Here is a 963-nt window from a genome sequence, read left to right as displayed (position 1 = left end):
GTCAGCAGTTCCACCGCACCCGCGGACCAGTCGACGTGCGACGACGGCGCGTCCACGTGCAGGGTGCGCGGCAGCACACCGTGCCGCATCGCCATCACCATCTTGATCACACCCGCGACACCCGCCGCAGCCTGGGTGTGACCCAGGTTCGACTTCACCGACCCCAGCCACAACGGCCGGTCCTCCGGCCGGTCCTGGCCGTACGTGGCGATCAGCGCCTGCGCCTCGATCGGGTCACCCAGCGTCGTCCCCGTACCGTGCGCCTCCACCACATCCACGTCACCGACCGACAGCCCGCCACTGGCGAGTGCCTGCCGGATCACCCGCTGCTGCGACGGACCGTTCGGCGCCGTCAGACCGTTCGACGCACCATCCTGATTCACCGCACTGCCCCGCACCACCGCCAGCACCCGGTGACCGTTGCGCCGCGCATCCGACAACCGCTCCAGCACCAGCATGCCCACGCCCTCGGACCAGCCGACACCGTCGGCCGCATCCGCGAACGAACGGCACCGGCCATCCGCCGACAGACCACCCTGGCGCGAGAACTCCACGAAGGTCATCGGCGTCGACATCACCGTCACACCACCGGCCACCGCGAGCGAGCACTCACCCGACCGCAGTGCCTGCGCCGCCCAGTGCAGCGCCACCAGCGACGACGAACACGCCGTGTCCACCGTCACCGCCGGACCCTCGAACCCGAACGTGTACGACACACGGCCCGACGCGATGCTGCCCGCGCTGCCGCTTCCCTGGTAGCCCTCGAACTCGGGGCCGTCCAGGAGGTTGGCGTAGTCGTGATACATGACGCCGGCGAAGACGCCGGTCTGGCTGCCCCGCAGGGAGACCGGGTCCATCCCGGCCCGCTCGATCGCCTCCCACGTCGTCTCCAGCAGCAGACGCTGCTGCGCGTCCGTCGCCACCGCCTCCCGCGGACTCATCCCGAAGAAGTCCGCGTCGAAG

1 protein-coding gene is annotated in these 963 nt (G+C 70.4%); it reads right to left on the bottom strand.

Going from position 1 to position 963, the window contains the following annotated elements; genetic code table 11:
* The coding region (locus IE178_RS35060) for a beta-ketoacyl synthase N-terminal-like domain-containing protein (RefSeq protein ID WP_193515072.1) at nt 1–963 on the bottom strand (963 nt) is incomplete at both ends.

This window comes from Streptomyces griseoloalbus, assembly GCA_014650015.1.
GTDB classification, from domain to species: Bacteria; Actinomycetota; Actinomycetes; order Streptomycetales; family Streptomycetaceae; genus Streptomyces; species Streptomyces griseoloalbus.
This window is presented reverse-complemented; position numbering and strand designations above follow the sequence as displayed.